Below are 24,322 nucleotides of genomic sequence, written 5' to 3' on the forward strand. Positions count from 1 at the left end.
CTCAGTAATAAACGTGAGGTACGGTCAGATCAGCCGGTGGAATCTCGGTCCCGACCCATTTGGTCCACAGCTCCTTGTAGCGTCCGGTGCGTACTTGCTGGTTGACGAACAGGTTCAGGTAGTTGAGCAGGCCGTACTCGTTGCGCTTGGCGCCCAGGGACACGTAATCGACCACATAAGGCGCGTTACCGGCGACCTTGAGGTTTTTGTACTTGCCTGATTTAAGGGTAGCCGCAGCCACGGTGTTGGTGACCACGGTGGCCTCGATATGGCCCTGGGCAACGGCCAGCAGGGTGTCGTTCTGCGACTGATAGGCGCGGAATGAACCGCTGCCCCAGTTTTTCACGTCTTTTTCCAGGGCGATGGCTTCATAGGTGCCGCTGGTGTTGCCCAGGGCCTTGCCCTTGAGATCTTCAAAGCTGTTGATACCGGTGTTGTCGCGGGTCAGCACCACCATCTGGAAGGCAAAGTAAGGAATGCTCAGGCCAACGGTCTTGGCCCGTTCCAGGGTGTCGGAAGTGGAGGCCACAATGACATCGGCGCGCCCGGAGACCAACGCCGGAATCCGGTCAGGGAAGGGGGTTTCAACGATTTCGGCATCGACACCGAGCACTTTTGCCAGATCGTTGCAGTAGTCCACATCAAAGCCGACGGGCTTGTTGGCCTCGTCACGGGAGCCCATGGGCGGGAAGTCCAGGGTGACAGCGCAGCGCAACTTGCCCGAACCGATAATATCGTCGAGCTTGTCGGCCTGCGCCGTGGCAATAAAGGAGGTACTGAGAACAGCGCTGAGAGCTACGGCAAGTACGGGGTTTTTCATGGAAGCCTCGGAGTCGTTGAAGGGCTGTTGATTAACGGTCTTTGGATTTCGTATACGATATTTGTTTTGCAAGGCGTGTGCCGATTTTTGCCGCAGGCCGCAATAAGTGAGCGAGCGCGGTATTTGCAGGCTTGCGTGATGGCACTCTGGTACTGGAGGGGTTGAGCGGTAGCAGGGGGGTGTTACAGAAGGGAGCATTACTGTGGGAAATGCCCCACAAAGGAACACTTGCTGGCTTTTTGGCGGTATTGGCTATTTTTTGCCCTGCGGGCAGTATGGGCGAGGTACTTTTCCCGGGAGTGTGAAGCCTATGCCTATCGATGATGACATCGGGGTGTACTACCTCAATACAGACCTGATGCTCACGGCTCCTGTTGACCTGGCACCATTGGCAGACTCAATGGCGCCTGGAGATCTGCCTGAGGTATCAATCAGTTGCCTGCATGACAGTCAGGCTGACGGCGACCTCTATCGTTCTGTTTTCGAAGCCTTTGGCCCGCAAGGCAGTTACCCCATCCCTGATGAAAGCATCAGGGCCTTGCTCGATGCCATTGAGCAATTGCCGCAAGCACTGCAGCCGTTATGGCAAGCCTGTACAAAAAAGACCCTGGATATTGGCTACAACAGCGGAGTTACACCAGGTTCTGTCAGCCACCCGATCCCGATCGATACCTTGCTGCGCATGCAGTCATTGGGGATCGACCTGTGTATTACGGTGTACTCGGTGGGGGAGTGAAGAACACGAAATCTTGTAGCCGCTGAGGAGCGCAGCGAGGCTGCGATCGATTGCGAAGCGGTCGTAAACCCTGAGCCCCGGATGTACTTGGCCCAACGCATTAACCGATTTTACGACTGCTGTGTCGCGGTGGCGCACCAAACCGATCGCAGCCTCGCTGCGCTCCTCAGCGACTACAAGCTAAAGCGTTGCGTACAGGCTCAATGGCTTTGCGGCAAATGCTCGAACAGGGTTTTGCACACGCCGGCAATATGCTCATCCAGCAACTTGACGGCCAGCTCAACATCGCCAGCGCGGCAGGCGTCAAGGATCTCCCGGTGTTCGTGATCGGCACGGTGTTTACCTGCCGACAAACTCATTTGCATACGCAGGTAGCGTTCCAGTTTGTCATTGACTGAGCGGATCAGGCTGATCATGAACGGTCGCTGCGCCGGCTCGTACAGGCAGGCGTGCAGTTCCCAGTTAAGCTCGGCCCAGCGGCCCACGTCATCTTCCCCGACAAACTCCTGGCAAATGCGTTCGGCACGGGCAAAGGTGTCTGCGGTCATGTTGGGAATGGCCAGGCGCAGCAGTTTGTCTTCAAGGAGCATGCGCACTTCGAACATCTGCGCCAGTTCGGCCTCGGAAATGCGCGTGACCATGGCGCCGCGGTTGCGCTGGAACATCACCAGCCCTTCAGCTTCAAGTCGCTTGAGGGCTTCGCGCACGGGGATTTTGCTGACATTGAACTGGCGGGCGATATCATCCTGGCGAATCGGTTCATCTTCAGCGAAATGCCCGGCGACAATCGCATCGCGCAAATGCAGGGTGATGATTTCCGATGTGGAAGGCGAATTGCCGAGGTCGGGTGCATTGAGTTTTGGATGGGCCACGGTGGTCATCATTCGCTTGTAAAAGATATATGGTATACGAAACTCAGCGGGTAAGCCTTGTACCAGTCGCCCTGCGGCCTGTTACCTGGCACGGGTCAGCCTGCAAATGCCAGCACATTCCAGGCTAGCCTGAGCCCGACTGAAGGCTGGCGACGTAGTCGGGTTAATCCTTAACCTGCTTGATGTCCTTGCGCAGGGGTTCCCCTGCAAGGTGTCAAAAAAACACCTTATCAGGCACCGGGTCATCGCGACCTGATATGCGCTTCCAGGCCCTGTCCATTGCTGCTTTCCTGAGCCATGAGCTTGACAGCGAAGCTGTAGGCATCCGTAATAGGAGAAAATGTTAACGTTAACTTAAATAAGAACAAGAGGGACACCCATGCAACGGACGGTCAAGCGTGATTACTGGCTTATCAGCGGTTTGCTGTTTTTTTTCTTTTTTTCATGGTCTTCCAGTTACTCGCTTTTTTCCATCTGGTTGCATCAGGTCATCGGCCTCAATGGCGCGCAGACCGGCTATGTATTTGCCGCGAATGCAATCGCAGCACTGCTGATCCAGCCGTTCTACGGGGCATTGCAGGACAAGCTCGGCCTGTCCCGCAAGCTGCTGGTATGGATTGGCCTGCTGCTGTGCACCGCCGCACCCTTCGCGATTTATGTCTATAGCCACTTGCTGGCTCAGAACGTAGTGCTCGGCGCAGTGGTGGGGGCGGTTTTCCTGGCCTTTGCCATGCTGGCCGGGGTTGGCGTGATCGAAAGTTATACCGAACGGTTGTCACGGCACGTGGGTTTCGAGTTCGGCACCAGCAGGATGTGGGGTTCCCTGGGCTGGGCTGCGGCCACCTGCATTGTGGGTGTGGTGTTCAACATCAACCCCAATATTGCCTTCTACATGAGCAGTGCTGCCGGCGTGGCGTTTTTGCTCATTCTGTTTCGACTGGACCTGAGCCGGTTCAACCAACCCGGCTGCGCCAGCGGCGCAAGTGGCGCTGCACCCGTATCTGTCGGTGATCTATGGCAATTGCTCAAGTTGCCGCGGTTCTGGGCCTTCAGTGTCTATCTGACCGGGGTGTGCGGGATTTACATGATCTACGAGCAGCAGTTTCCGGTGTATTTCTCGTCGTTTTTTGCGACCCCGGAACAGGGCATTCAGGCCTATGGTTACCTGAACTCATCCCAGGTCCTGCTGGAGGCCGGCTTGCTCCTGGTTGCCCCTTGGGTGGTTGGCCGTACCGGTGCGAAATACGGGCTGATCCTGGCGGGCAGCATCATGTTTTTTCGCATTCTGGGTTCCGGCCTGGCTACAGAAACCTGGGCCATCGCCGTGTTCAAGATGCTGCATGCGGTTGAGGTGCCGATCCTGCTGGTCTCGGTGTTCAAATATATTGCGTTCAATTTCGACCCGCGCCTGTCTGCCTCGATCTATCTGGTGGGCTTTCACTTCGCCCAGCAACTCACCGCCATGCTGCTGTCGCCCTTGGTTGGCTACGGTTATGACCAATACGGATTTGCCGATGTTTACCTGGCCATGTCCGCTCTGGCTGGCGCCTGCCTGCTGCTGTCCTGGACCCTGCTGCGCAACGATCCACGGCAACCACCGGGCAAAAACGCTGTTGCCGAAGCGCTGGCATTACCCGCCATCACTCAATCAGTTACCCGTTATGAACCCTGACAAGGACCACCCCATGCACGCTGCACGGCTGGACATGGCCCATCGCGCCATTGAACAAACACTGCCCGAACGCGGCAACGACTATCGCCTCGCCTATCACCTGGCCCCGGCAGCCGGGTGGATGAACGACCCTAACGGCCTGGTGTTCTTTCGCGGCCAATACCACATGTTTTATCAGCATCATCCTTTTTCTGCACAATGGGGCCCCATGCACTGGGGGCACGCCAGCAGCGACGACCTGGTGCATTGGCAGCATTTGCCCATCGCCCTGGCACCGGGTGACAGTTATGACCGTGATGGCTGCTTCTCAGGCTCTGCAGTGGTACTCGATGACACCCTGTACCTGATCTATACCGGTCACATCTGGTTGCAAGAGCCGGGTGATGACCAGCACATCCGTCAGGTCCAGTGCCTGGCCAGCAGCACCGATGGCATTACCTTTATCAAGCACGGGCCGGTCATCGACACACCGCCTGACCCGGCCATCATGCATGTTCGTGACCCAAAGGTGTGGCAGCGCCACGGGGCCTGGTGGATGGCGCTGGGGGCACGCCTTGGGGATGACCCGCAGTTGCTGCTCTATCGTTCAGATGACCTGTTGCACTGGGACTTTCTGGGCTGTGCGCTGCAGGGGCAACGTGAACTTGATGGGTATATGTGGGAGTGCCCGGATATTTTCGAGCTGGAGGGGCGCGATGTGTTGCTGTACTCGCCCCAGGGCTTGAAGCCCTGCGGATATGACAATTGGAACCTGTATCAGAACAGCTACCGCATGGGGCAACTGGACGACAAGGGTGTGTTCAAACCCGGTGGCCCGCTCCATGAACTCGATCATGGCCACGATTTCTATGCTGCCCAGACCTTGCTCGCACCAGATGGCCGTCGCTTGTTATGGGCCTGGATGGACATGTGGGAAAGCCCGATGCCCAGCCAGGCCGAGCACTGGTGCGGGGCGCTGACATTGCCCCGTGAAGTCAGTCGCGACGGTGATCGACTGCTGATGCGTCCGGCCCGCGAGCTGATTGCATTGAGGCAGGCGGGGCAGGTGCTGCAGATAGGTGCGCTGAAGTCTGCCAATCAGTTGCTGGATACCTGGGGGGCGCTGCTGGAGATTGAACTTGAGCTGGATATTGCCGCCAGCAGCGCTGAACATTTTGGTCTGGCATTGCGCTGCAGCAATGACCAGCAGGAGCGCACCTTGCTGTATTTTGATGCCATGGCCCGGCGCCTGGTGCTCGACAGGCAACATTCCGGCGCCGGGGTGAGCGGAGTTCGCAGTGTACCGATCGCGGCAGGGCAGACACGCATTGCCCTGCGAATTTTTCTCGATCGTTCATCCATCGAAGTGTTCGTCGACGATGGCGCCTGGAGCCTGAGCAGCCGAATTTACCCAAAGGCCGACAGCCTTGCGCTGCGGGCTTATGCCGTCAATGGCACAGGCCATTTTGGCAAGGCCCTGGTGTGGGGGCTGGCGGATCTGAAGCTATGAAGTCAGGCCTTTTGGCGCAGGGCGCGCCGTCCTTGCTCATGCTGTTCTGACGCTATCAGGCATGACATCATGCCCGGTCAGACACGTATGGCGCGTACCCATGGCTTCAGTAAAAGATGTTGCACGGCTGGCGGGGGTTTCCCTGATGACCGTTTCCAGGGCCCTCAACACCCCGGGAAAGTTGAATCAGGAGACCCTGGCCAAAGTGCTGCAGGCCGTCGAGACCCTGGGTTATGTGCCCAGTCTTTCTGCGCGCAAGACCCGCGGCGGCCACTCCAGTGGCAAGACCATCGGCATCTTTGCCCTAGATACGGCCACCACTCCTTTTGCCGTTGAAATGCTGCTCTCGATGGAGCGTACGTCCCGCGAGCATGGCTGGAACGTGTTTATCCTCAACGTGTTTGAAGCCCCGCCCTGCCAGAAGGCCATCGAGTTGATGCTCTCCCATCAACCGGACGGCATCATCTTCAGCGCCATGCAGCTTCGCCGGGTGGACATTCCTCAGGTACTGCGCAGCGTGCCGCTGGTTCTGGGCAATTGCGTCAGCACCGAAACCGGCATTGCTTGTTATATATCAGACGATGAAGACGGGCAGTATCAGGCGGTACGCCAAGCGCTGCGACAGGGCTACCGCCGTCCGCTCTGCATAAACCTGCCGCAAAGCAGTATGGCCTGGGGGTTGCGCCAACGCGGACTGGCCCGCGCTCTGGACGAGGCCGGGATCAGTGCCGCGCAACTGCCTCAGTTCGACCTGCCCGACGATGACGGCTATCAGCACACCCTTGTGGTGCTGGAGCAACAGCTGCTAGCGGGTAATGGAACTCCGCCCTTTGACCTGCTGATTTGCGGCAACGACCGGATTGCCCTGGTGGCGTATCAGTATCTGCTCAGTCGCGGCTTGCGTATTCCGCACGATGTGGCGGTACTGGGGTTTGACAATATGGTGGGGGTTGCCGAGCTGTTTTACCCACCCTTGAGCACCGTGCAGTTGCCGTATTACGAAATGGGTCGCCGCGCGGCACTGCATCTGATCGAAGGCCGGGACGACTGCGCCATCCACAAGATTGCCTGCCCGCTGGTTGAGCGCGACTCCTGCTGACCCGTTCGGGGGGTAAATCCAGGTATGGAATCTGGTAAGGCCAATTCATTAAAAAAATAATTGGTCTTGCCAATATTTTTTCCTCCGTGTAGTTTTCGAGCCGCACCCATTGTGGTCTCGCCAATACCCGGTAGCCCTTGCGCTATCGACGGAGAATAAAAAATGCTGACTGTGATCTGTAACGAACCCGCTTGCTCACCACCCTCGAAAGCCCTATTCCAGAGCGTCGCCCCGGTGAAACCCTGATCAGGATCAAACGCGTGGGTGTGTGCGGTACCGACTTGCACATCTTTACCGGTAACCAGCCGTATCTGGAGTACCCGCGGGTGATGGGCCACGAATTTTCCGGCATCGTCGAGGCCAGCGAAGAGGGCAGCGCCCTGGTGCCGGGCGATGTGGTCTACGTGATGCCTTACATTTCGTGTGGTACGTGCATCGCCTGTCGGCAGGGCAAGACCAACTGCTGCTCGCGCATCCAGGTGCTGGGTGTGCACTGTGACGGTGCCTTTACCGAGTACCTGAGTGTCGCCCATCAGTTCATCCACAAGGCCGTCGGGGTGACCCTGGACCAGGCCGCAATGATCGAATTCCTGTCCATTGGCGCCCATGCGGTGCGCCGTTCGAACCTTCAGGCCGGGCAACGCACGCTGGTAGTCGGTACCGGTCCGATCGGCATGGCCGCGGCGATTTTTGCCGGCTTGCGCGGAGCGCAGGTCACGGTGCTGGATACCCGTGACGACCGTCTGGATTTTTGCCGCAAACATCTGAATATTCACGCCGCGGTGAAGATTGGCGACGGCGATAAAGATGCGCTCGCCGACCTTACCGATGGCGATTTTTATGATGTGGTTTTCGATGCTACCGGCAACGCCCGGGCCATGGAGCGTGGCTTTGAATTTATCGCCCACGGTGGCACCTACGTGATGATCTCGGTGGTGCGTGACACGATCACCTTCTCCGATCCCGAGTTCCACAAGCGCGAAGCCACCCTGATGGGCAGCCGCAATGCCACCGTCGAAGATTTCCGCTATGTGGAGCAATGCCTGCGCGACGGCCTGATCCCCGATCAGGCGCTCAACACCCACCGTATTCCCCTCAACGAAGTGGCCAGCCGTTTCTCCACGCTGCTGGATCCGCAGCAGGGCGTGGTCAAGGCCATTATCGAGTGCTAGCAGCGCACCCTAACCGTTGAGGAACCAGCATGAAAATGAGCAACCCTGGATTACTTGTACTGACTGGCGGTGATGATGTGGCGGTGGCGCGCGGCGACATTGCCAAGGGTCAGCAACTGTTTGCCGATGGCCTGAGCGTGACTGCGCTGGCCGATATCCCTGCGGGGCACAAAATCGCCCTGCGTGCCGTTGCCCAAGGGCAGTTGGTGCGCAAATACGGGCAGTCCATCGGCCAGGCGAGTGCAGCCCTGCACCCTGGTGATCATGTTCACGTGCACAACCTGCAGATGCCGCAGAACAGCACGAACCACACGCTGGCCAACGTGTACCAACCCACCGTCCAGGATGGCGGCGGTGCCCGCTTTGCCGGGTATGTCCGTGCAGACGGGCGTGTCGGTACGCGCAACTACATCGGGGTGATTTCCAGCGTCAACTGCTCGGCAACCGTATGCAAGCAGATTGCCGCGGCATTTGATGCGGGCTACCTGCGCGACTATCCCAATGTGGACGGCGTAGTGGCAATCACCCATGACAGCGGCTGCGGTATGGGCGCCAAGGGCGAGGGCATCGAGATTCTCAAGCGCACCCTGCGTGGCTATGCCGATCATGTCAATTTCGCCGGTGTACTGGTGATCGGCCTGGGCTGTGAAGTCAATCAACTGGCCCCGCTCATGGAACAATTGGCCGAGCGCAACGCGGTGCTCAAAGCAGGCCTGGTGATCCAGGACGCCGGCGGTACCCGCGAAACGGTGCAACGCGGCAAAGAGCTGGTCAACGCCATGCTCGATCAGGTCAACCGCCAGCAACGCAGCAGCGTGTCGGCCAGCCACCTCACCGTAGGCCTGCAATGCGGTGGCTCGGACGGTTATTCGGGGATTACCGCCAACCCGGCGCTGGGTGCGGCGGTCGACCTGTTGGTGCGCCACGGCGGTACCGCCATTCTCTCCGAAACACCGGAGATCTATGGGGCAGAACATCTGCTGACGGCCCGCGCAGCGTCAGCGCAGATTGCCGACAAACTGATGGGCCGTATCCACTGGTGGGAGGCCTATGTACGCCAGCATGACGGCGACATGAACAACAACCCTTCGCCGGGCAACAAGGCCGGAGGCATAACCACCATCCTCGAGAAGTCCCTGGGTGCAGTGGCCAAGGCGGGGTCTACCGGCTTGATGGCGGTCTATGAATATGGCGAGACAGTCCAGCATAAAGGTCTGGTGTTTATGGACACGCCCGGCTATGACCCGGTGTCTGCCACTGGCCAGGTGGCGGGTGGTGCGAATCTGATCTGCTTTACCACTGGTCGTGGTTCTACCTATGGCTGTAAACCGACGCCATCGCTGAAAGTTGCCACTAATACCCGCCTGTTTGAGCGCATGGCGCTGGACATGGATTTCAATGCCGGAACGATTGTCGATGGCGAGGAATCGGTGATCGAGGCGGGCGCACGCCTGTTCGCACTGATGCTCACAACCGCGTCAGGCGGCAAAACCTGCAGCGAGGAAAACGGCCTTGGCGACAACGAATTTGTGCCCTGGCAAATTGGCGCGGTGATGTAACACCCACACGTCCAAGGGCTGGCTCCAAGCTTTGTGCAGCGCACCCGGGCCTGTGTGGTAGCCTTTGGCATCATTTTTTGGACGCTGCCTCGATGGTCTCCACCTTTGCTCCTTCAGAGCGCAAGCTCTATCAGAAAATCGCCGACCGATTGCGCGACTACATCGTCCAGGGTGACTTCAAGGTGGGCTCGCGCCTGCCTCCCGAGCGCGATTTGACCCAGTTGCTGGGCGTCTCGCGCCCGTCGTTGCGCGAGGCCCTGATTGCCCTGGAAATCGAAGGCAGCATCGAGATCAGAATGGGCTCGGGGGTCTATGTGGCTGCCCGACCGAGCGAAGGCGGCGCCCGTACCGGCACTCATGGCGAGAGCCCGACTGAACTGATGCAGGCCCGCGCGCTGATCGAGGGCGAAGCGGTGGTGCTGGCCTGCATGCACGGGAAAAAGAGCGACTACCGTTACCTGAAGGAGTGCATTGATGCCATGCGCGCGAGCATCGAAGCGAACCGTCCGCCGCTGGAAGACGACCGAAAGTTTCATCATCGCCTGGCAAAGATGACCGGCAATGGTGCGTTGGTGCGCATCATTACTGCGCTGTTCGATGAGCGTCACAGCCCGATTTCTGCGCAGTTGAGCGAGCGTTCCGAAAACCATGGCACCTGGGATGCCGCGGTGGTCGAGCACGAGGCCATTTTGCAGGCTCTGGAAGGCAAGGATGTGATTGCTGCCCAGACTGCCATGCGCCAGCATTTGCTGTGCTCTCAGGCGCGCTGGCTGGGGACGCTGGAAGCCCGGACAGGGGATTAGAGACAGACCGCAAAGCCGTGTAGAACCCTGGCGCGCAGTTTTACTGAAACACCGCAAAGCTCTTCAGCGTCTACAACGTCTTAGTCCGGTAATGCATAGGCAATGATGTAGTCACCCACATCAGGCGAGTGGCTCATGCCGCCCGCCGAGATAAGCACATATTGCTTGCCCGTGGCCGGCGACTTGTAGATCAACGGCGCTGCAACCGCACCCACCGGCAAACGTGCCTTCCACACTTGCTCACCAGTTTCTGCGTATTGAGATCAATCGCACTCATGCTGCCGAACGTTCGGATGTTTTTTGGGATAAATCCACAGGCCTGAGAAACATTGTTGGTAAAGCGGCAATAATCCGGTGTGGCTACAAGGGTATCGACGAACATGAAATTTCGTCCGAGTGCGCAATCGGCCACAGAAAATATCCTCTGCAGGCCTTAATCTTGACGTTTTTGTCGTATACGCGGATTGCCCATGTCTTCAGTTGTCGATGGTTTGCCCAGTAACAAACGCCTGCCTGCCGTGATCGCGATCTCCCTGGGGATTGGCATGGCGACCCTCGATACCGCCATCATCAACACCGCCTTGCCAACCCTGGCCGAAGGCATCGGCACTGACTCCGCCTCGGTAATCTGGGTAGTCAACGCTTACCAACTGGCGACCATTGCCGCAGTGTTGCCGTTTGCTTCCCTCAGCGACGTGTTGGGCCATCGCCGGGTGTTTCTCGGCGGCCTGCTGGTGTTTATCCTGGCCTCCCTGTTCTGCGGCCTGGCGTGGTCGCTGCCCACGCTGACTGCCGCGCGGGTGGTGCAAGGGCTGGGCGCTGCGGCGATCATGAGTGTGAATATCGCGCTGTTGCGCCACATCTATCCCGCCAAAATTCTGGGCAGGGGGCTGGGCTATAACTCGCTGGTGGTGGGGCTGGCCTTCACTCTGGGGCCAACGGCTGCATCGGCCATCCTGTCGGTGACGACCTGGCATTGGCTGTACCTGATCAATGTACCGTTGGGACTGCTGGCCGTTGTACTGGGCTTGCGCTCGCTGCCGGAAATTCCCAGAAGCGGACACGCGTTTGACCGGCTGGCCGCGATTTTGTGTGCCGGGCTGTTTGCCTTGCTGGTGCTGGGGCTGGGTTCGGCGGTACATGGCGCCGAGGGCGATTTAAGCCTGGGGCTGATCGGCGTGGCGCTGGTGTGCGGGGTATGGCTGATGCGCCGTCAGGCTGCGCATCCGGCACCGATGCTGGCGATTGATCTGTTCAAGCGGCCACTGTTTGCCTTGTCCTCTCTGACCGCGATCTGTGCGTTCAGCGCCCAGGGGCTGGCGTTTGTTTCGCTGCCTTTTCTGTTGCAGACGGCGCTTGGCCACAGCCAGGTGGCTACCGGTTTTTTGATGACGCCGTGGCCCGCGGTGGTGGCGATCATGGCGCTGATTGCCGGGCGTCTGGCGGACCGCGTATCGCTGGCACTGCTGTGCGGCATCGGCCTGTTGATGTTGAGCGCAGGCATGGCAGCGCTGGCGTTATTGAACGAAGGCGCTTCGACCTTTGATATTGGCTGGCGCATGGCGTTGTGTGGCGCCGGTTTCGGGTTTTTCCAGTCGCCCAACCTCAAGGCGATCATGACCAGTGCGCCGCTGGCCCGCAGTGGTGGAGCCAGCGGCATTGTCGCCACGTCGCGGTTGCTGGGGCAGACACTGGGCGCGTCACTGGTGGCGCTGTGCTTTCACTTGTCTGCGGTCAGCGGCCCGTACCATGCATTGTGGCTGGGCTGCGCTTTTGCCCTGGCGGGTGCGTTGGCCAGTGGCCTGCGTTTGATGCAGCAGCCCGGACAGGCTTGAGGTGCGGGAGAGTCAAAAGTAGGACTCTCGCGGTGGGCTATTGATCCGGCAAGCTTTCTCAGCCGTCAGAGCGCCATGACCATTTCATGCCAGGCCATGCCGCCATGCCCGGAGGGCGATGGCTGGACGTACTGATAGTCCATGCGGGTATAGAGAGGCACATGCTGTTCTTTGCACATCAGATGGATCGAGTGCTTGCCCTGGTTGCTCATCTGCCTGACAAACTCATTCATGAGCAGCCTGGCAAAGCCCTTGCCCTGGTGTGCGGGGGGCAACCACTACGGACATGATTACCACATTGGGTGCAACAGGGTCGTGGCCGATCAGCTCCTTGAAAGCCTCATCCGACATCACGACGTTGTAGGCACAGCCGCTATTGATAAACCCGACGATTTCCCCAGCCTGCTCAAGCACAAGAAACCCTTGGGGATACTGGGCGATTCGCGTTCGGATCTTCTCCAGGGTGGCGGCTTCATCGCCTTCATAGGCCGAAACCTCGATCTGATAGCAGGATTCGGCATCCTGGGGCGTTGCCTGCCTGAAGAGGGGCTCGGGCATGACCATGGCTTAATCCCCGGTGGTTGTTGTGGTGTCCTGCTCCGATTGCTCGGCCAGCTTCAGGCGGTCAGCCTTGCTGATGTACGGGTTCTTGTTCTTCGGGGCCAGCTTGGCGTTGGCCTTCTTGGCATTGGCCTTCAATATCTGGTTGATTTTTTTACGACGGTTCATGGTTGTTACCCGGTTTGTAAGTTGTTGAACGGTGTCAGCTTGAAAAAATAGCCAGGCTCATGCTGTTGCAGAGAGTGGAGCGGTCTGCGGCTTCCCATGCGGGAGCCGTGATGGGCTGGCTGGAGTAGGTGAATGTTACACGGTTAGTTGTGGCATTGAATTGATGATTGGCAGCGTTGCTAGCACACGCTTGCCTTGTTCTTCTGTGTGCAGGGCAAAGAGGACTGCAGAATATTGCCCGCAACGATAGGAAGCGCCTCTACAGATTGCTCTCATCCACATCCACATCCAGCGCCTGGCCGATAGCGTAGTAATGTCCTCCGGCGATGTAATGCAGGCTGCGCAAGGTCGGGTCGGCCGTTTCAAAGTGCCAGTGACCTTCGCTGAAAACGCGAGTGTCGGCCCAGGCCCCAACCACTTCCCCGATAAACAGGTCGTAAGTTTGTTGGTTGTGCGGCTCGGGGATCAACTTGCAGGCCAGCCAGGCTGAGCAACCTTCAACAAATGGCAGATCATGGCCAGGCATCTCGAACAGTTGCACCGCGCAATGCTCGAGTTTGTCCGGGTCATCGACCAGGCTGACGCTGCCCACCAGGCTGGTCAGCCTGATTTGGGCTACGGTAGGTACCTGGATCACAAAGACCCCGCTGTTTTCCACCAAGGCGCGGGTTTTCACGTTTTTATCCAGTACCACGGTCAGCTTGGGCGGGTCGAAGTCCAGGGCGCATGCCCAGGCTGCTGCCATGACATTCTGCACCCCTGCATGGCGGGACGAGACTAGAATCGTCGGGCCGTGATTAAGCAGTCGGTAGGCTTTGTCCAGAGGGACGGCTGCAATATGTTCGTGCATTGTGGCTCCGCAATCGGGCAGTTTTAAAGTGCGGTCAAGGCCGCCGGCTTTGACTTATCGCCAGAAGGATACGACGCTGGATTCTTTATCTGAAGCGTCTTTGAACAGGAATAACCATGGCCAACCCTTACCGCGAACTTCTGGCAATACCTGGCGTCATGGGGTTGGTGGTGGCAAGTTCGATTGCCCGTTTGCCGCAGGCAATGATCGGCATCGGCATCATCACCATGCTGGTGCAGCAAACAGGGCTTTACTGGCTGGCCGGGGCGGTGGCCGGAACCTTTACCCTGGCCAATGCCCTGGTGGGGCCGCAGATATCAAAACGCGTCGACCGGTTGGGCCAGCGCCGGGTGCTGCCGGTGTTTACCGCATTCAGCATCGCCATGCTGCTGGCGTTGATCACCGCAGCACATCTGCGTGCCGACGCACCGTTGCTGTTTGTCCTGGCGGCACTGGCAGGCACCATGCCAAGCATGCCGGCCATGACCAGGGCGCGCTGGACCCAGCTTTTTCGCGGCAAGTCGCTGCTGCATACCGCGTTCTCCCTGGATACCGTGCTAACTGAAATGGCCTTTATCCTGGGGCCGCCCCTGGCGATTGGCCTGAGCACCGGGCTGTTTGCCGAAGCCGGGCCCCTGGCGGTGGCCGTATTGCTGGCGGTGGGCGTTACGGCGTTTGTGATGCAGCGCCAGACTGAGCCACAGATCATCAAATCGGCCAGCACTCATACAGGCTCGACCTGGCGTCTTGCGGGCCTGCCTACCATTGTCCTGGCCTTGCTGGGCATGGGCGTTATCGGCGGCTCCGTCGATGTGGCCGTGGTTGCCTTTGCCAACGCCCATGACTGGCCGGCATCTGCCAGTTTTATCCTTGCCGCCTATGCTCTGGGGTCATTGATTGCCGGTCTGGCCTTTGGTGCTTTCAGAATTGCCATGCCCATGGCACAGCAATTTTTTATCGGGATTCTGGTCACGGCCATCACTGCGGTATTGCCGATTTTTTCATCCGGTGTCTATGTCCTGGCCCTGTTGCTGTTTGTTTCCGGGGTGTCTTTCGCACCAACCATGGTGATTGTCATGAACCTGGGCACGCTTATATTGCCACCGCAGCGGGTCACTGAGGGTCTGACCTGGATGTCCACCGGCATCAGCATCGGCGTGGCATTCGGCGGGGTGGTGGCAGGCCTGGTGATCGACGCCTGGGGCGCCCGCGCCGGTTTTGCCGTTCCTATTGTCGCCGGAGCGGTGATGGTGCTGATTGTATTGCTTGGCCTGCGCACGCTGAATGTTGCAGCACAGGCTCAGTCACAGCAGGATTTTGCCAGGTGAGTGGTAATTGCTCCTGCGCCTTGCAGGTGTCAAAGGCTGTCCGGATCTCCGAAAAACATCTGAATCCGTGATCGCAACCAGCGCTCCCCGGGATCGTTGTCCTGGGCGCCGCGCCAGGCCATATGCAGCTCGAAGCTTTGGGTGTCCAGCGGCGGGTCTTCGGCGCGCACGCCACCCGCCGCGGTAAGGGCTTCGGCCGTATAGTCGGGCACGGTGGCGATGATATCGGTTCCTGCCAGCAGGGTGCTCAGGCCATTGAACTGCGGTACGGCGAGCACCACATGACGCTTGCGGCCCATTTTTTCCAGTTCGGTATCGATAAACCCGCTCAGGTCACCGGCGAACGACACCAGTGCGTGGGGGCGTTCGCAGAAGTCGTCCAGGCTCAGGGGGCCGGGCATGGTGTCGGCACGTAACAGTTTGGGACGGCTACGGCGCAGTACTTTGCGCTTGGCGTTGGCAGGCAGGTCGCTGGTGTAGCTGACGCCCACCGAAATCTCGCCCGAGGCCAGCAGTGGCGGCATCAGTATGTAGTTGACGCGGCGGACAACCAGGACGATACCCGGTGCTTCTGCACGCAAGCGCTTGAGCAGCAGCGGCAGCAGGGCGAATTCGACATCGTCCGACAAGCCGATGCGAAACACTGAGGTGCTGGTCGCCGGGTTGAACTCTGATGCGCGGCTCACCGCCGTGGAAATCGAGTCAAGGGCAGGCGAGAGCAGGGCAAAGATCTCGATCGCCCGGGCAGTCGGCTCCATGCTGCGCCCGGTACGGACAAAAAGCGGATCGTCGAACAGATTGCGCAAGCGTGACAGCGCCGCACTGATGGCCGGCTGGCCCAGAAACAGCTTCTCGGCTGCACGGGTCACACTGCGTTCATGCATCAGGGTTTCAAAGACGATCAGCAGATTCAGATCGACGCGACGCAAGTCGTTACGGTTCATCGGGCAGGCTTCGCAGTCGGTTCAACAGGTAGTGAGGTAACGGATCTTACTGGCAAAACTGTTTTTTCGTCACTCGGTAGATTTTCTTTCTTGCTGGACTGTAGGAGGTTTAACTCCTGTTTATGGTGGTTTCCCCGGTTTTTCAGGGCTTCTGCTCGCTGCAAACCTGTCGGCGGATCAATGCCAGGCATGTCGACTATTAATGCTGTCTGTTAGTCTTGCGCACAAAGCCCGGATAAAGTCCCGTGGTATTAGCGATTAATTAGGCGAGGTTGGTAATGTCGCGCACGATCCGTTTTCACAAGTTTGGTCCGGCCGAGGTGCTCAAGTGCGAAGAGCACGAAGTCGCCGCGCCTGCTCCCGGCGAAGTGCAGGTCCGTGTTCAAGCCATTGGCATCAGCTGGTATGACGTGCTCTGGCGGCAGAACCTGGCCCCCAGCCACGCCCGTTTGCCTGCGGGTATCGGCCATGAAATGGCAGGTATCGTCACCGCCGTCGGTGCCGGGGTTGATGATCTGGCGATTGGTGACAAGGTCGCCAGCTTTCCGGGCCAGAGCGCCAATGACTACCCGACCTATGGCGAGCTGATTTTGATGCCACGCTCCACGCTGACCCGCTACCCGGACGTATTGTCTGCGGTAGAGGCCAGCGTACATTACACACCGCTGTTGATCGCCTATTTCGCTTATGTCGATCTGGCCCAGGTCAAGCCCGGGCAGACTGTACTGATCACCGATGCCAGCCATTGCGCCGGTCCTTCGTTCGTGCAGTTGGGCAAGGCGATGGGCCTGAAGGTGATTGCTGCGACCAAGGACGCCAGTGAGCGCGAGTGCCTGCTGGCACTGGGTGCCGACAAGGTGATTGTCACCGAAGAGCAGGACTTGCTGATGCAGATCAACAAGATCACCGACAACAAGGGCGTGGATGTGGTGCTCGATGGTCTGGGTGGCCCGCAAATGTCAGTGCTGGGTGATGTCCTGGCGCCTCGTGGCAGCCTTGTTCTGTATGGTTTGCAAGGCGGTAACCAGACAGGGTTTCCGGGCTGTGCGTGCTTTCAGAAGAACATCAAGTTCTTCGTGCACTGCATCGGTAACTTCACTGGCAAGCCCGAGCTGGGTATCGCACAGGACGAAGAGGCGATGAAACGTGCCTTGCGTGATATCAACCAGCTAACTGCTGACCGGGTGCTCACACCGTTGGAGATCAAGGTGTTCCCTTTTGAGGACTTTGTAGAAGCCCATCGTTATATGGATGGTTGTCCGTGCCGGGGGCGAGTTGCTTTGCAAGTGTCAGCGACCTGAAGCCTGACAAGGCTGCGCAAAACTTCCCGTCTCATAAACGCGGCCCTGAACATAGTGTTCAGGGCCGCGTTTTTTATTGCCTGATCCCAGCGGACTTTTGGATTGCTTTATCCAGAAAGAAAGTGCGACTGAAGAACATGTCATAAGAGTGCAGCATAAGAAAGTATGTATTCTATTGAGTGGTTTTGTAGGTTTGTTCCTGTGCGTATGTGCGTCTCGTCTCTTCCGGGTCCAAGAGTTGCAGTAAATCTGGGCGCGTCTAATTGGGCGTGCTGATAATAAGAAGCTCGATCCGGAGGATAATCCATGAACAACTTTCATGAACAGGCCATGGGCTTTGTGTATCAACAAGTTCTGCATCGGCTTCTGGGGTGTTTCAGTCGTCCCGAGCGCATTGCATTGCAGTTGTTGATTCAACGTTTATTAGTGGCGGCCGGTGGCGTGGAGCGCATAGGGAATTACCGGGTAATGGTGGTTCATGAGGGCGGCAAGGAGTGTGCCTATACATTGGCTTTTTTACGCGCCGCACAACTGAGTATTGCCGGGCGCTCGCCAGAGACGTTCAAGTTGCGCATTGCGATACTGCGCCAGCCACGCATGACCGCCAATGTGATGGAGCGAATTCAGACCCAGTGCAACGAGTTGTTTATCTATGAAGATATGCGTGTCGAGTTGTTGATTGTCGATGAGCAGAGTACAACCAGGCTGCATAAACAGACGGTTTTCGAGAGCCTGCCTTCGGTGATGAATCGTACTCAGGTGCTGATGTCAGGACACCTGACCCAAGGCGACGCCAGAGCGACATTCTTTTATTCCGACCTGCTGGCCCGGGCCAAGCTGTACCGTCAGGCTTGCAGATGGGGTGCCAGGGTGGACGCCCTGATTGACCGGCGCCCGCCCAGCCATCTGGGGCAATACGTGACGTGGATCCAGCAGGTTGCAGAGCAGCACGGGCATGCACCGCCGGGTGATGACCATGAAAGCTTTGAAAACGCAGTCAAGTTGTGCAGCAAACTGGATGATGACTATAAAGAGTTCTTGAAATTGCCTCCCGCGTATCGGGGTGAGTTTTCTGCAATCAGTGGCGGCAGCAATGATATTGACGTGATCAATATTTTTGATTGTTTATGCCACGAAGCGGACGTGTTGAGTTCTCAGGTGCTGATGTTTGTGGAGGGGCCATGGAATATAAAAATGCTGGACATTGAGGAGCCGCAAGCGGCGGTCGTGTTAGTGGCTGCCCACCTCCAGGGTTTGCGTGGCACTTACCAGTACGGGGTGGAATACAGTGTCGGTGCGGATGCTTACTTGCGCCGTGCATCGCTGGAAAATCAGTGCAATGAACGGTTTAAAGGTCAATTGATAAAGAGGCTCGGCGCTTCGTTCAATACACCGAAACGAATTAGAAAGTTGCACGGTGTCGCCACTCAGTACCTGGGTGAACTGCACGGTGTCAACAATGAACAGTTGGGCTGCTTTATATGTTCGCCTTTTGTTAATAAAGCCGATGACCTGGAGTCCTTTCTACAAAACTGCTACCCCGAAAAATTGCAATACATCCACGAGTTTCGACGGGTACTGATGGACCCGGACAGCTCTTCGCAGGTCGATATCGCCTGGCTGGAGTCTGTAAGCGGACTGCCCCTAGCATCGTTGCAAGCGCTTTATCACATGGAAAAAACAGACGTGAGAACAAGCAACACCCTGATTGCCACATTGTGCGCTCACGACCCAAGCAAAAAACCCTGGCACCCAGTACTTGCGGGCTAAGGCAGGTGGTTTGGGGGCGGGTGAGTACCACCCCGGCCTGCTGGCGGGGACCCGGCGAACGCACCGCTCATCCAATAGCATTTGCCAGAGCCTCGGGCAAACTGATATCTGTACGCATATCCAGTATTCATGCTCAGTGGTTAGTTCTGCCTGTGATTTCCAATCCCCTCGAAGACCCGTTTTACTACCTGAAAAACTTCCGGCATGTGCTTGACTGGATCGCTGCCCGTTATGAAGACGTGCTGACTGTCGACGAGCAACGGTTTATCGCAGGTTTTGCCCAATTACCCGGCCCCTCGCAAGCGCTGTGGGTGCGCATGATCATGCGCAAGGGCGATCACTTCCGGGCCGGCAGGCTCAATTACCCGGAAATCGGTGATACCGCGCTGGCGGCGGCCCCCTTGCTGGCCCTTGGCTGGCTGGATAATCAGGCGCCCTTGGCCTTGGCCGACGTGTTTGATGTACTGCAAAAAGCGGAAATCCTGGCCTGTTTCAGTGCCCGTATCACGCAACCCAAGGGTAAAAAAACGGACTGGTTCGAGCAACTGGCTGCCGACTTTACCCAGCGCCAACCCCTTTCCCAATGGCATCCCGGCCTTACCGAGCCGCTTTACACCCTCAACCACCGAGCGCTGTGTGACCGCCTGCGGCTGATGTTTTTTGGCAACCTGGGGCAGAGCTGGTCCGATCTGGTACTGGCCGACCTCGGCCTGTTTACCTATGAGAAGGTCGATTTCAGCCACGAGTCCCGTGCTCTGGGGTGCCGGGCCGATATAGAGGGCTATTTGCAGCTCCATGCCTGTCGCGAGCAATTTGAGCTCAGTGGCGATGCCGCTGCCGTGCTGCAACAGGTGCTCGACTACCAGGCAGGCAACCGCTGGCTGCAACGGCGCCGCGGGCGCTTGTTGTTTCAGCTGGGTCAGCATCTGGAGCGGGCAGGGGATCTGACGCGGGCACTGGAGGTCTATCAGCACAGCCTGCACCCCGAGGCACGCCAGCGCAGCATTCGCGTGCTCGAACGTCAGGCGCACTATGCACCGGCATTGCAGCTGGCCGAAGACGCGCAACAGGCCCCACTGACTGATGCCGAGCTTCAGCATCTGCGACGAATCATCCCGCGCTTGCGCCGCAAGCTGGGCTTGGCGCCATTGCCCGTGGCCCAGGCAATGGCACCCGACCGGCTCGACCTGAGCCTGCCACGGGACGAAGCGGCCAGTGTCGAGCTAATGGCTGCCGCGCACTTGCACAGCGCTGCAGCGCCTGTGCATTACGTGGAAAACACCCTGGTTAACGGGCTCTTCGGTCTGCTGTGTTGGCCGGCGATTTTCGCACCCTTGCCGGGCGCCTTTTTTCACCCGTATCAGAGTGGTCCGGCAGACATGCTGGAAGATGATTTCTATCAGCAGCGTGCCGACAGGTTCGAGGCTTGCCTGGCGCAGCTCGATGATGGCCGTTACCTGACCACTATCCGCGACACCTATGCTGCCAAATTTGGCGTGCAGTCTAACTTCGTGGCCTGGAATCACCTGAATCAGAACCTGCTGGAAGAGGCATTACGGTGTTTGCCCCCTGCGCACTTGAAACTTTGGTTTCGGCGTCTGTTGCTGGATATCAGGGCCAATCGCAGCGGTATGCCCGACCTGATCCAGTTTTTTACGGCGCAACACACCTATCGCATGATTGAGGTCAAAGGCCCGGGTGACCGTCTGCAGGACAACCAACTGCGCTGGCTGGCCTTTTGTGAAGAGCACGGGATGCCGGTGACCGTGTGTTATGTGCAATGGCAGGAGCTGCAAGGGTGAATTATCGCGTTGCAGTGCGTGCCTTGTGTGAATTCACCGCCAAGACTGGCGATCTGGACTTGCGATTTACCCCTTCGCCCACGGCGCAGCAGGGCATAGCCGGGCATCGCACGGTTGCATCGCGGCGCAGCCCGGAGTATCAGGCGGAGCTGAGCCTGGAAGGACAGTTCGGCGCCTTGAGCGTACGCGGTCGTGCAGACGGTTATGACCCCGCGGCCAATGTCCTGGAAGAAGTGAAAACCTTTCGCGGCGAATTCACTGCAATACCGGCCAACCACCGTCAACTGCATTGGGCTCAGGCCCGGGTCTATGGCTGGTTATTGTGCCAGAGCCTGCAGTTGCCACAGGTTGACCTGGCGCTGGTGTATTTTGACATTATCAGTGAAAAGGAAACCCGCCTGCAGGAAACCTGGTCAGCATCGGACCTGCAGCAATTTTTCGATCTGCAATGCGGGTTGTTCCTGGCCTGGGCCGAGCAGGAAATGGCCCATCGTGCGGCCAGGAATGCTGCCGCCCGTGCCCTGGCCTTTCCCCATAAGCAGTTTCGAACCGGGCAGCGGACTTTGGCAGAGGCGGTATACAAGACCGTCAGCACCGGGCGCTGCCTGATGGCCCAGGCACCTACCGGGATCGGCAAAACCATCGGTACCCTGTTTCCGTTGCTCAAGGCCATGCCCGGCCAGCAGCTCGACAAGCTGCTGTTTCTGACGGCCAAGACGCCGGGGCGCAAACTCGCCCTCGATGCGATGCAGGTGCTTTTTCCCGAAGGGCAGGACGCTCCGTTGCGGGTGCTGGAGCTGGTGGCGCGAGACAAGGCCTGTGAATACCCGCAAAACGCCTGCAATGGTGACTCTTGCCCTTTGGCCAGAGGCTTCTACGATCGTTTACCCGCTGCGCGAAGGGCTGCGATTGGCCAAACCCCCCTCGATCAGAAGAGCCTGCGCAATGTCGCGTTGGAGCACGAGGTCTGTCCTTATTACCTGAGTCAGGAAATGGCGCGCTGGGCTGATCTGGTGATTGCCGATTACAACTATTACTTCGACTTCAGTGCCTTGCTTTATGGTCTGGCCCAGGCCAACCAATGGCGGGTCGGGACCCTGGTGGATGAAGCCCATAACCTGGTCGAGCGGGCGCGCGGGATGTACAGCGCAAGCCTCGATCAGCAGACCCTCAACAGCGTACGGCACACGGCTCCGGCACCGCTGGACAAACCCTTCAAACGCCTTGACCGCGAATGGAGTGCCCTGCACAAGGCGCAGGCGGGCCCCTATCAGGCATACCCGCAACTGCCAGCCAAATGGCTGAATGCCTTGTCTTCCTGCATCACCGCCATAGGCGATTACCTCAACGATCACCCCCATGGGCTGGCGGGAAACCTGCAGGCGTTCTACTTCGAAGCCTTGCAGTTCAATCGGGTGGCGGAGTTGTTCGATGACAATTTCCTGTTCGACGTCAGCCTGGTTGAAGGCGGCAAGCGGCGCCTCTCGCAACTCAATCTGCGCAACATTGTGCCTGCCGGTTTTATCGGCCCGCGTCTGGCGAGTGCTCACAGCAATGTGCTGTTTTCCGCCACCCTCAGCCCGCAAACCTATTACGCCAATCTGTTGGGCTTGCCGGAGGATGCGCTGTGGATGGATGTCGAATCGCCATTTGGCGCCGAGCAACTGGACGTGCAGGTGGTGAGCCGCATATCCACCCGTTTTGTCCATCGTCAGGCTTCGCTGGAGCCGATTGTGGAGCTGATTGCCAGGCAGTTCGGCCAGCGTCCGGGCAACTATCTGGCGTTTTTCAGCAGTTTTGATTATATGCAACAGGTTGCCGAACTACTGGCCGAGCGCCATCCGTCGATATCACGATGGCTGCAGGCACGACGAATGGACGAAGCAGCACGTCAGGACTTTCTCGACCAGTTCACCCTGACCAGTCAGGGCGTCGGTTTTGCCGTGCTGGGCGGGGCATTCGGTGAAGGCATTGATTTGCCTGGCGCGCGGCTGATTGGTGCTTTTGTCGCCACCCTCGGTCTGGCCCAGTTGAATCCGGTCAATGAACAGATCAAACAGCGCATGGCGGCACGGTTTGGCGCCGGTTATGACTACACCTACCTTTATCCGGGTGTGCAGAAAGTGGTGCAGGCCGCCGGCCGGGTAATTCGCACCCAGAACGATCAGGGCACGCTGTTTCTGATTGATGACCGTTTTGCCGAGCCGAAGGTGCAGCAACTGCTGCCGCGCTGGTGGCGACTGCAGTGACCGAAATCTCGAGTACCCCAAACCCTGTCTTCGAGGGTGCCGTCAGAGGGCAGGGGGCTGTTCAGTCGCGGTAAAAGACTTGCACCAAGTGATAGCCGAACTTGCTCTTGACCGGGCCATGCACCACCCGCAGCGGTTTTTTGAAGATGATCTGGTCAATGATGCCAACCATCTGCCCGGGCCTCACTTCGCCCAGATCGCCGCCGCGTTTGCCTGACGGGCAGGTGGAGAATTTTTTCGCCAGCACATCGAAGGCTTCGCCTTTGGCGATGCGTTGTTTGAGCGATTCGGCCTCTTCGGCTGTTTTCACCAAAATATGGCGGGCTTGAGCTTTCATGTGATCTGTACCTTGGAACAGTGGGGCATAGTGCGCGGTCGCGGATTATGCCTGAGTTTTCGCCTCCGGGTGATGATGGCGCGGCAGGTACAAGCACACACGGGTGCCGCATCCGCTCAGGCTGTTGATGCTGACATGCCCGCCGGACTGCTGGGCAAAGCCGTAAATCATCGATAGCCCAAGCCCGGTTCCCTGGCCCACGGGCTTGGTGGTGAAAAACGGGTCAAAGGCCCTGGCGAGGACCCGCGGGCTCATACCGGTGCCGTTGTCACTGACCTCGAGCATGACGTAATCCCCGGAGCTGACTGATTCCAGAGTGCCGAGATCGCTGGCATTGAGGTAATGATTGGCGGTTTTGACTACCAGGGTGCCACCGTCGGGCATCGCATCCCGGGCATTGATCATCAGATTGAGCAGGGCACTTTCGAGCTGGCCGCTGTCAGTATTGACCGGCCAGATGTTTTGCCCCAGTTCCAGGATCAGGTCGATATTCGCGCCTTTGCTGCTGCTGAACAATTCCTGCAGTGATTTCACCAGCTGATTGGGGTCCAGCGGCTTGCGATCCAGCGACTGGCGACGGGAGAACGTCAGCAAGCGGTTGGTCAGCGCGGCGGCGCGCTGCGCAGAGTTGACGGCGGCATCGGCAAAACGCTCGACCTCGTCAATACGGCCTGCCGCGATGTAGCGTTTCATCAGATCCAGGCTGGCGATAATGCCAGTGAGCATATTGTTGAAATCATGGGCGATGCCGCCCGTCAATTGCCCTACCGCCTCCATTTTTTGCCCGTGGCGCAGGGCTTCCTCGGCACGGGCCCGCTCCTGTATCTCGAGCTGCAATTGCATATTGGCCTCGGCCAATGCCCGGGTACGCTCGGCCACACGCTCCTCAAGGGTTTCGTTAAGCTCAAGCAAAGCTTGTTCGGTGGCGCTGGCCTGCAAGCGTTGGTGGCGCCTT

Annotated in this window: 19 protein-coding genes and 3 pseudogenes; 13 read left to right on the top strand and 9 right to left on the bottom strand. The window is 58.4% G+C overall.

Annotation, left to right across the window (positions count from 1 at the left end; genetic code table 11):
- Position 1: 1 nt before the first annotated feature.
- Complete coding sequence (locus ACP7BE_RS03635) at positions 2-820, bottom strand: transporter substrate-binding domain-containing protein (RefSeq protein ID WP_095026449.1); 819 nt, start codon at positions 818-820, stop codon at positions 2-4.
- A 310-nt stretch (positions 821-1,130) separates the two neighbouring features.
- Between ACP7BE_RS03635 and ACP7BE_RS03640 the strand changes: the two genes are divergently transcribed.
- On the top strand, positions 1,131-1,556 hold the full coding sequence (locus ACP7BE_RS03640; RefSeq protein WP_426104768.1) for a hypothetical protein: 426 nt from the start codon (positions 1,131-1,133) through the stop codon (positions 1,554-1,556).
- Positions 1,557-1,756: 200 nt separating this feature from the next.
- On the opposite strand, the gene ACP7BE_RS03645 is transcribed toward ACP7BE_RS03640, so the two are convergent.
- Positions 1,757-2,428, bottom strand: coding sequence for a GntR family transcriptional regulator (locus ACP7BE_RS03645; RefSeq protein ID WP_231386332.1), 672 nt, complete (start codon positions 2,426-2,428; stop codon positions 1,757-1,759).
- Positions 2,429-2,807: 379 nt separating this feature from the next.
- Here ACP7BE_RS03645 and ACP7BE_RS03650 point away from each other — a divergent pair, with 379 nt between their 5' ends.
- The 6 genes and pseudogenes from ACP7BE_RS03650 (at position 2,808) to ACP7BE_RS03675 (ending at position 10,222) form a co-directional block, all read left to right on the top strand.
- Positions 2,808-4,100, top strand: coding sequence for an MFS transporter (locus ACP7BE_RS03650; protein ID WP_095000326.1), 1,293 nt, complete (start codon positions 2,808-2,810; stop codon positions 4,098-4,100).
- 13 nt (positions 4,101-4,113) lie between these two features.
- Positions 4,114-5,589, top strand: a complete 1,476-nt coding sequence (locus tag ACP7BE_RS03655) for a glycoside hydrolase family 32 protein (protein ID WP_095000325.1) — start codon at positions 4,114-4,116, stop codon at positions 5,587-5,589.
- Positions 5,590-5,689: 100 nt separating this feature from the next.
- The gene (locus ACP7BE_RS03660; protein WP_095000324.1) at positions 5,690-6,688 is read left to right on the top strand and encodes a LacI family DNA-binding transcriptional regulator; all 999 of its coding nucleotides are present in this window, start codon (positions 5,690-5,692) and stop codon (positions 6,686-6,688) included.
- A 162-nt stretch (positions 6,689-6,850) separates the two neighbouring features.
- Positions 6,851-7,860, top strand: a pseudogene (locus ACP7BE_RS03665) (zinc-binding alcohol dehydrogenase family protein).
- Positions 7,861-7,889: 29 nt separating this feature from the next.
- Positions 7,890-9,419 carry a UxaA family hydrolase gene (locus ACP7BE_RS03670; protein WP_426104770.1) on the top strand — a complete coding sequence of 510 codons (1,530 nt, stop codon included), beginning with the start codon at positions 7,890-7,892 and terminating at the stop codon, positions 9,417-9,419.
- Between the two features lie 92 nt (positions 9,420-9,511).
- Positions 9,512-10,222 (top strand): FadR/GntR family transcriptional regulator, encoded by a 711-nt coding sequence (locus ACP7BE_RS03675; RefSeq protein WP_150628443.1) that lies wholly within the window; start codon positions 9,512-9,514, stop codon positions 10,220-10,222.
- 80 nt (positions 10,223-10,302) lie between these two features.
- On the opposite strand, the gene ACP7BE_RS03680 is transcribed toward ACP7BE_RS03675, so the two are convergent.
- The gene (locus ACP7BE_RS03680; protein WP_153326233.1) at positions 10,303-10,458 is read right to left on the bottom strand and encodes a hypothetical protein; all 156 of its coding nucleotides are present in this window, start codon (positions 10,456-10,458) and stop codon (positions 10,303-10,305) included.
- A gap of 234 nt (positions 10,459-10,692) precedes the next feature.
- Here ACP7BE_RS03680 and ACP7BE_RS03685 point away from each other — a divergent pair, with 234 nt between their 5' ends.
- A complete protein-coding gene (locus ACP7BE_RS03685; protein ID WP_413051987.1) occupies positions 10,693-12,057 on the top strand; it encodes an MFS transporter in 1,365 nt (454 codons plus the stop codon).
- A gap of 65 nt (positions 12,058-12,122) precedes the next feature.
- Here ACP7BE_RS03685 and ACP7BE_RS03690 read toward each other — a convergent pair.
- The 3 genes and pseudogenes from ACP7BE_RS03690 to ACP7BE_RS03700 form a co-directional block, all read right to left on the bottom strand.
- Positions 12,123-12,615 (bottom strand): annotated as a pseudogene (locus tag ACP7BE_RS03690) (GNAT family N-acetyltransferase).
- A 9-nt stretch (positions 12,616-12,624) separates the two neighbouring features.
- On the bottom strand, positions 12,625-12,786 hold the full coding sequence (locus ACP7BE_RS03695) for a DUF2986 domain-containing protein (protein WP_095031598.1): 162 nt from the start codon (positions 12,784-12,786) through the stop codon (positions 12,625-12,627).
- Between the two features lie 259 nt (positions 12,787-13,045).
- Positions 13,046-13,636 carry a flavin reductase family protein gene (locus tag ACP7BE_RS03700; RefSeq protein ID WP_426104774.1) on the bottom strand — a complete coding sequence of 197 codons (591 nt, stop codon included), beginning with the start codon at positions 13,634-13,636 and terminating at the stop codon, positions 13,046-13,048.
- Between the two features lie 116 nt (positions 13,637-13,752).
- On the opposite strand from ACP7BE_RS03700, the gene ACP7BE_RS03705 reads away from it, so the two are divergent.
- A complete protein-coding gene (locus ACP7BE_RS03705; RefSeq protein ID WP_133144573.1) occupies positions 13,753-14,964 on the top strand; it encodes an MFS transporter in 1,212 nt (403 codons plus the stop codon).
- 29 nt (positions 14,965-14,993) lie between these two features.
- Here ACP7BE_RS03705 and ACP7BE_RS03710 read toward each other — a convergent pair whose 3' ends face one another.
- Positions 14,994-15,908, bottom strand: a complete 915-nt coding sequence (locus tag ACP7BE_RS03710; protein WP_095000309.1) for a LysR family transcriptional regulator — start codon at positions 15,906-15,908, stop codon at positions 14,994-14,996.
- Positions 15,909-16,186: 278 nt separating this feature from the next.
- On the opposite strand from ACP7BE_RS03710, the gene ACP7BE_RS03715 reads away from it, so the two are divergent.
- From ACP7BE_RS03715 to ACP7BE_RS03730, 4 genes are all read left to right on the top strand, one after another.
- Complete coding sequence (locus ACP7BE_RS03715) at positions 16,187-17,209, top strand: zinc-dependent alcohol dehydrogenase family protein (protein ID WP_095017976.1); 1,023 nt, start codon at positions 16,187-16,189, stop codon at positions 17,207-17,209.
- A 330-nt stretch (positions 17,210-17,539) separates the two neighbouring features.
- On the top strand, positions 17,540-18,979 hold the full coding sequence (locus ACP7BE_RS03720) for a hypothetical protein (RefSeq protein ID WP_232527587.1): 1,440 nt from the start codon (positions 17,540-17,542) through the stop codon (positions 18,977-18,979).
- A gap of 152 nt (positions 18,980-19,131) precedes the next feature.
- Positions 19,132-20,781 carry a VRR-NUC domain-containing protein gene (locus ACP7BE_RS03725; RefSeq protein WP_095019974.1) on the top strand — a complete coding sequence of 550 codons (1,650 nt, stop codon included), beginning with the start codon at positions 19,132-19,134 and terminating at the stop codon, positions 20,779-20,781.
- Positions 20,778-23,030, top strand: coding sequence for an ATP-dependent DNA helicase (locus ACP7BE_RS03730; RefSeq protein WP_426104778.1), 2,253 nt, complete (start codon positions 20,778-20,780; stop codon positions 23,028-23,030). Before ACP7BE_RS03725 ends, ACP7BE_RS03730 begins: the two co-directional genes overlap by 4 nt.
- A 61-nt stretch (positions 23,031-23,091) precedes the next feature.
- Here ACP7BE_RS03730 and ACP7BE_RS03735 read toward each other — a convergent pair whose 3' ends face one another.
- Both ACP7BE_RS03735 and ACP7BE_RS03740 read right to left on the bottom strand, forming a co-directional pair.
- Complete coding sequence (locus ACP7BE_RS03735; RefSeq protein WP_083369510.1) at positions 23,092-23,367, bottom strand: peptidylprolyl isomerase; 276 nt, start codon at positions 23,365-23,367, stop codon at positions 23,092-23,094.
- 72 nt (positions 23,368-23,439) lie between these two features.
- Positions 23,440-24,291 (bottom strand): annotated as a pseudogene (locus ACP7BE_RS03740) (sensor histidine kinase); the annotation flags it as partial.
- Positions 24,292-24,322: the final 31 nt, after the last annotated feature.

The sequence above is a fragment of the Pseudomonas sp. TWR1-1-3 genome (assembly GCF_049896805.1).
GTDB classification, from domain to species: Bacteria; Pseudomonadota; Gammaproteobacteria; order Pseudomonadales; family Pseudomonadaceae; genus Aquipseudomonas; species Aquipseudomonas bubulae.

What these genes read in the sequence shown, in the direction of transcription:
- ACP7BE_RS03710 (WP_095000309.1), bottom strand. Translation starts at nt 15,908, where the DNA reads ATGAACCGTAACGACTTGCGTCGCGTCGATCTGAATCTGCTGATCGTC.
- ACP7BE_RS03715 (WP_095017976.1), top strand. Translation starts at nt 16,187, where the DNA reads ATGTCGCGCACGATCCGTTTTCACAAGTTTGGTCCGGCCGAGGTGCTC.
- ACP7BE_RS03735 (WP_083369510.1), bottom strand. Translation starts at nt 23,367, where the DNA reads ATGAAAGCTCAAGCCCGCCATATTTTGGTGAAAACAGCCGAAGAGGCC.
- ACP7BE_RS03655 (WP_095000325.1), top strand. Translation starts at nt 4,114, where the DNA reads ATGCACGCTGCACGGCTGGACATGGCCCATCGCGCCATTGAACAAACA.
- ACP7BE_RS03650 (WP_095000326.1), top strand. Translation starts at nt 2,808, where the DNA reads ATGCAACGGACGGTCAAGCGTGATTACTGGCTTATCAGCGGTTTGCTG.
- ACP7BE_RS03720 (WP_232527587.1), top strand. Translation starts at nt 17,540, where the DNA reads ATGGGCTTTGTGTATCAACAAGTTCTGCATCGGCTTCTGGGGTGTTTC.
- ACP7BE_RS03670 (WP_426104770.1), top strand. Translation starts at nt 7,890, where the DNA reads ATGAAAATGAGCAACCCTGGATTACTTGTACTGACTGGCGGTGATGAT.
- ACP7BE_RS03685 (WP_413051987.1), top strand. Translation starts at nt 10,693, where the DNA reads ATGTCTTCAGTTGTCGATGGTTTGCCCAGTAACAAACGCCTGCCTGCC.
- ACP7BE_RS03675 (WP_150628443.1), top strand. Translation starts at nt 9,512, where the DNA reads ATGGTCTCCACCTTTGCTCCTTCAGAGCGCAAGCTCTATCAGAAAATC.
- ACP7BE_RS03660 (WP_095000324.1), top strand. Translation starts at nt 5,690, where the DNA reads ATGGCTTCAGTAAAAGATGTTGCACGGCTGGCGGGGGTTTCCCTGATG.
- ACP7BE_RS03700 (WP_426104774.1), bottom strand. Translation starts at nt 13,636, where the DNA reads ATGCACGAACATATTGCAGCCGTCCCTCTGGACAAAGCCTACCGACTG.
- ACP7BE_RS03640 (WP_426104768.1), top strand. Translation starts at nt 1,131, where the DNA reads ATGCCTATCGATGATGACATCGGGGTGTACTACCTCAATACAGACCTG.
- ACP7BE_RS03635 (WP_095026449.1), bottom strand. Translation starts at nt 820, where the DNA reads ATGAAAAACCCCGTACTTGCCGTAGCTCTCAGCGCTGTTCTCAGTACC.
- ACP7BE_RS03705 (WP_133144573.1), top strand. Translation starts at nt 13,753, where the DNA reads ATGGCCAACCCTTACCGCGAACTTCTGGCAATACCTGGCGTCATGGGG.
- ACP7BE_RS03695 (WP_095031598.1), bottom strand. Translation starts at nt 12,786, where the DNA reads ATGAACCGTCGTAAAAAAATCAACCAGATATTGAAGGCCAATGCCAAG.